Source organism: Streptomyces sp., from assembly GCF_035563135.1.
Lineage (GTDB): Bacteria > Actinomycetota > Actinomycetes > Streptomycetales > Streptomycetaceae > Streptomyces.
On sequence record NZ_DATMVN010000075.1, the window covers coordinates 1 to 5,420 of the forward strand.

The 5,420-nt window shown below is 68.1% G+C and carries 5 protein-coding genes; 4 read left to right on the plus strand and 1 reads right to left on the minus strand.

Annotation, left to right across the window (positions count from 1 at the left end; all coding sequences use genetic code 11):
* The first annotated feature begins 273 nt into the window (after positions 1–273).
* The 4 genes from pstS (at position 274) to pstB (ending at position 4,423) form a co-directional block, all read left to right on the plus strand.
* Positions 274–1,407 (plus strand): phosphate ABC transporter substrate-binding protein PstS, encoded by a 1,134-nt coding sequence (gene pstS / locus VN520_RS03295; protein ID WP_325745305.1) that lies wholly within the window; start codon positions 274–276, stop codon positions 1,405–1,407.
* Between the two features lie 134 nt (positions 1,408–1,541).
* Positions 1,542–2,534: a phosphate ABC transporter permease subunit PstC gene (pstC, locus tag VN520_RS03300; protein ID WP_325745306.1), complete on the plus strand. Its 993-nt coding sequence runs from the start codon at positions 1,542–1,544 to the stop codon at positions 2,532–2,534.
* Positions 2,531–3,619: a phosphate ABC transporter permease PstA gene (pstA, locus tag VN520_RS03305; RefSeq protein ID WP_325745307.1), complete on the plus strand. Its 1,089-nt coding sequence runs from the start codon at positions 2,531–2,533 to the stop codon at positions 3,617–3,619. Before pstC ends, pstA begins: the two co-directional genes overlap by 4 nt.
* Positions 3,620–3,646: 27 nt before the next feature.
* A complete protein-coding gene (gene pstB / locus VN520_RS03310) occupies positions 3,647–4,423 on the plus strand; it encodes a phosphate ABC transporter ATP-binding protein PstB (RefSeq protein WP_325745308.1) in 777 nt (258 codons plus the stop codon).
* A 163-nt stretch (positions 4,424–4,586) separates the two neighbouring features.
* Here the strand turns inward: pstB and VN520_RS03315 are convergent.
* A partial coding sequence (locus VN520_RS03315) for an inorganic phosphate transporter (protein ID WP_325745309.1) occupies positions 4,587–5,420 on the minus strand: 834 nt, incomplete at its 5' end.

Below are 5,420 nucleotides of genomic sequence, written 5' to 3' on the forward strand. Positions count from 1 at the left end.
CGCACCGGCCGTCCGGCCGGGCTCCCGGCCGCATCGCGCCTGTCCGGGCGCACAGGACGGGCCCTGGCATGCCCTGCGCCGCGCCCGTACCCCGTGGAACCAGCCCGCCCAGCACGGTTCACCTGCCGTTCACTCTGCCCCGTAGGGCGCTTCACCTGTTCTGCCTAATTTCGGACGTACCCGGTGCACGGCGCCAAGTCGACGCACCACTCCTCATCGCACGCCGCCTCGCCCCCACCAGCCGCGGCGGCTCCTGGAAGGAACACCCCGAAAGTGAAGCTTCAGCGCAAGAACCGGCTTCGTGCCACCGCGCTCGGTGCCCTCGCCGTCTCCGGCGCCCTGGTCCTCACGGCGTGCGGTTCGGACGACAACACCGGCACCGACGCGGAGGGCGGCAAGACGAGCGCCGCCGCGTCGAACATCAAGTGCGACGGCGCCGAGGGCCAGCTGCGCGCTTCCGGGTCCAGCGCCCAGAAGAACGCCATGGACCTCTGGGTCAAGAACTACATGGCCGCCTGCTCCGGCGTGGAGATCAACTACAGCTCCTCCTCCTCCGGCGAGGGCATCGTCGCCTTCAACCAGGGCACCGTCGGCTTCGCCGGCTCGGACTCGGCCCTGAAGCCCGAAGAGGTCGCCGAGTCGAAGAAGATCTGCAAGACCGGCCAGGGGATCAACCTCCCGATGGTCGGCGGCCCGATCGCGGTCGGCTTCCACCTGGAGGGCGTCGACAGCCTCACGCTGGACGCCTCCACCCTCGCCAAGATCTTCGACAGCAAGATCAAGAAGTGGAACGACCCGGCGATCGCCAAGCTCAACGAAGGCGTCAAGCTGCCGGACACGGCCATCCAGGCCTTCCACCGGTCCGAGGACTCCGGCACCACGCAGAACCTCGGCAAGTACCTGAACGCCGCGGCCCCGAGCGACTGGAAGTACGAGGCCGAGAAGAAGTGGCCCGCCCCCGGCGGCCAGGCCGCGTCCGGCTCCTCCGGCGTGGCCAGCCAGGTGAAGGCGGTCAACGGCTCCATCGGCTACTTCGAGCTGTCCTACGCCGAGTCGCAGGACATCACGACCGTCGACATCAACACCGGTGGCGCCGCCCCGGTCGAGGCCACCTCGGAGAACGCCTCCAAGGCCATCGCCGCCGCCAAGGTCAAGGGCACCGGCAAGGACCTGGCTCTCGACCTGGACTACACCACCAAGGCCGAGGGCGCCTACCCGCTCGTCCTGGTGACGTACGAGGTCGTCTGTGACAGCGGCAACAACCCCGACACCCTCGACACGGTCAAGTCCTTCCTGACCTACACCGCCTCCGCGGACGGCCAGAAGGTCCTGACCGACGCCGGTTACGCCCCGATCCCCGAGGCGATCAACGCCAAGGTCCGCGAGACGGTCGCCGGCCTCAAGTAGCCCGGCCCCGCACGACACGCACGCACAGGCGGGCCGGTCCGGCGCACCCCTCCGGACCGGCCCCCGCCGCCCGACCCATCCGGTGCACCGCCGCCAGGGGAGCCAGCCGCTCCCCCACACAGACCGGAAAGACCATGGCTTCCACGACACCACTCGACATCCCACCGGCTCCGCCGGAAACACGCAGCCGCCCCAAGTCCACCGGGCGTGCCGGCGACAAGATCTTCCTGGGTCTCTCCCGCGGCTCGGGCATTCTGCTGCTCGTGGTCATGGCGTCGATCGCCGTGTTCCTCAGCTACCGCGCCTACCTCGCCATATCGGAGAACGAGGGCGACTTCCTCACGACCCTCGACTGGAACCCGGCCGGCGACCCCCCTGTCTTCGGCATCGCGGTCCTGCTCTTCGGCACGGTCGTCAGCTCGATCATCGCGATGGTCATCGCGGTTCCGATCGCTGTCGGCATCGCCCTCTTCATCTCGCACTACGCGCCGCGCAAGCTGGCCGCCCCCCTCGCCTACGTGATCGACCTCCTCGCCGCGGTGCCCAGCATCGTCTACGGCATCTGGGGCGCGCTCGTCCTCGTCCCGTACCTGGAGGGCCTGAACCTCTGGCTCGACCAGTTCTTCGGCTGGACGTACATCTTCGAGAAGACCGAGATCGGCGTCCCCCGCTCGCTCTTCACCGTCGGCATCCTGCTCGCGATCATGATCCTGCCGATCGTGACCAGCGTCAGCCGCGAGGTGTTCCTCCAGGTCCCGAAGATGAACGAGGAAGCGGCCCTCGCCCTCGGGGCCACCCGCTGGGAGGTCATCCGCCTCTCGGTGCTGCCGTTCGGCCGCTCCGGCATCATCTCCGCCTCGATGCTCGGCCTCGGCCGTGCGCTCGGTGAGACGATGGCCGTCGCCACGGTCCTGTCGCCGAGCTTCCTCATCTCGCTGCACGTGCTCAACCACGGCGGTGGAACCTTCGCCCAGAACATCGCGGCCAAGTTCGGTGAGGCCGACGAGTTCGGACGCGACGCCCTGATCGCCTCGGGCCTCGTCCTCTTCATCCTCACCCTGCTGGTCAACGGCGCGGCCCGGCTCATCATCGCCCGCCGCAAGGAGTACTCGGGGGCCAACGCATGACCCACGCCACCACCACCGACATCCAGGACGACCGTCCGCGGACCTCGCCGGAACCCCGGAAGGCCGGCCTCAGCAGCCGCAGCCTCCCCCGCTGGTCCCCGCTCGGCTTCGCCGTCGTGGCGATCGCGCTCGGCGTGGGCATCTCCCTGGCGGCCGGCTGGCACAGCCGCGTCCAGTGGGGCCTGATCTCCGCCCTGCTCTTCATGGCCATCTCGTACGTCACGACGACCGTGGTCGAGAACCAGCGCCAGGCCAAGGACCGCCTCGCCACCAGCATCGTCTGGGTCTGCTTCCTCGTCGCCGTCGTCCCGCTCGCCTCGCTGCTCTGGACCACGGTCAGCCGCGGCGTCGAGCGCCTCGACGGCTACTTCCTCACCCACTCGATGGCCGGTGTCCTCGGCCCCGAGCACAGCGGCGGCGTCTACCACGCGCTGATCGGCACCCTGGAGCAGGTCGGTATCGCCACGGTGATCTCCGCACCGCTGGGCCTGCTGACCGCGGTCTACCTCGTGGAGTACGGCAAGGGCTCCCTCGCCCGTGCCGTCACGTTCTTCGTCGACGTGATGACGGGCATCCCGTCCATCGTCGCCGGTCTGTTCATCCTGTCGATCATGCTGATCGCGGAGCTGGAGCCCTCCGGCCTCATGGGCGCGCTGGCCCTGACGATCCTGATGATCCCCGTCGTGGTCCGCTCCACCGAGGAGATGCTCAAGCTCGTCCCCAACGAGCTCCGCGAGGCCTCCCTGGCGCTCGGCATCCCGAAGTGGCGCACCATCCTGAAGGTGGTCCTGCCCACCGCGATCGGCGGCATCACCACGGGCGTCATGCTCGCCATCGCCCGTATCGCCGGTGAGACCGCGCCGATCATGCTGCTGGTCTTCGGCAGCCAGCTGATCAACACCAACCCCTTCGAAGGCGCCCAGTCCTCACTGCCGTTCTACATCTACGAGCAGTACAAGGTCGGCGAGGTCGCGTCCTACGACCGCGCCTGGGCCGCAGCGCTGGTGCTGATCGCCTTCGTCATGATCCTCAATCTGGTGGCCCGCGGCATCGCCCGCTGGAAGGCCCCGAAGACCGGCCGCTGAGGCCACGCAGAAAGCAGTTGATCCCACATGGCCAAGCGCATCGACGTCGGCGGCCTCACCGCCTACTACGGCTCCCACAAGGCCATCGAGGACATCTCGATGACCGTCGAACCCCGCTCCGTGACCGCCTTCATCGGCCCGTCCGGCTGCGGCAAGTCCACCTTCCTGCGCACCCTGAACCGCATGCACGAGGTCACCCCCGGCGGCCGCGTCGAGGGCAAGGTGCTGCTGGACGACGAGAACCTGTACGGCTCCGGTGTCGACCCCGTCACCGTGCGCCGCACGGTCGGCATGGTCTTCCAGCGGCCGAACCCCTTCCCGACCATGTCGATCTTCGACAACGTCGCGGCGGGCCTGCGGCTCAACGGCACGTACCGCAAGAACCAGCTGTCGGACATCGTCGAGAAGTCCCTCAAGGGCGCCAACCTCTGGAACGAGGTCAAGGACCGTCTGAACAAGCCGGGCTCCGGCCTCTCCGGCGGTCAGCAGCAGCGCCTGTGCATCGCCCGCGCGATCGCGGTCGAGCCGGACGTGCTGCTGATGGACGAACCCTGCTCGGCGCTCGACCCGATCTCGACCCTCGCCATCGAGGACCTGATCGGCGAGCTGAAGGAGCGCTTCACGATCGTCATCGTGACGCACAACATGCAGCAGGCGGCACGCGTCTCGGACCGTACGGCCTTCTTCAACCTCTCGGCGGTGGGCAAGCCCGGCCGGCTGATCGAGATCGACGAGACGGAGCGGATCTTCTCCAACCCGTCCGTGCAGGCGACCGAGGACTACATCTCGGGCCGCTTCGGATAACCACAGACGGCCTTGGGGTGCTGCATGGCGGTGCCACCACAAGGCAAAAGGGTCCGCCCCGCTCTTCACAAGAGAGCTGGGGCGGACCCATTTCCGCTGCCGGGCGGAGCCGTTCCCGCTGCCGGGTGGAGCCGTTCCCGCTGCCGGGCGGGCCCGGACGGCGTCACCCGAAGAGCAGCAGGACGAGCCCGTAACTGAGCGCGGCCACCAGTGCCGCGGCCGGCATCGTGATGAACCAGCCCAGGATGATGTTCTTGGCGACGCCCCAGCGGACCGCGTTCACCCGCTTCGTGGCGCCGACGCCCATGATCGCCGAGGTGATCACATGAGTCGTGGAGATCGGTGCGTGGAAGAGGAACGCCGAGCCGAACATGATCGACGCGCCGGTCGTCTCGGCGGCGAAACCCTGCGGCGGGTCCAACTCGATGATCTTGCGGCCGAGTGTCCGCATGATGCGCCAGCCACCCGCGTACGTCCCGAGGGACAGCATCGTCGCGCAGGCGATCTTCACCCAGATCGGGATCTCGTCGTTCGGACCCTCGACGTCGGCGATGACCAGGGCCATCACCACGATGCCCATCGTCTTCTGGGCGTCCTGCAGACCGTGGCCGAGCGCCATACCCGCCGCGGAGACCGTCTGCGCGATACGGAAACCACGCTTGGCCTTGTGCGGGTTGGACTTCCTGAATATCCACATGATGACGACCATCACCAGATAGCCCGCCACCAGCCCTATGACCGGAGACAGGAACATCGGGATGACGATCTTGGACAGCACGCCGTCCCAGTGCACCATCGTCCCGCCGGCCAGCGCCGCGCCGACCATGCCGCCGAACAGGGCGTGCGAGGACGACGACGGAAGGCCGTAGTACCAGGTGACGAGGTTCCAGATGATCGCGCCGACCAGTGCCGCGAAGAGGATGCCCATCCCCTTCTGGCCTTCGGGCGTGGCGATCAGCCCTTCACTGACGGTCTTGGCGACCCCCTGGCCCAGGAA

What these genes read in the sequence shown, in the direction of transcription:
- pstA (WP_325745307.1), top strand. Translation starts at nt 2,531, where the DNA reads ATGACCCACGCCACCACCACCGACATCCAGGACGACCGTCCGCGGACC.
- pstC (WP_325745306.1), top strand. Translation starts at nt 1,542, where the DNA reads ATGGCTTCCACGACACCACTCGACATCCCACCGGCTCCGCCGGAAACA.
- pstB (WP_325745308.1), top strand. Translation starts at nt 3,647, where the DNA reads ATGGCCAAGCGCATCGACGTCGGCGGCCTCACCGCCTACTACGGCTCC.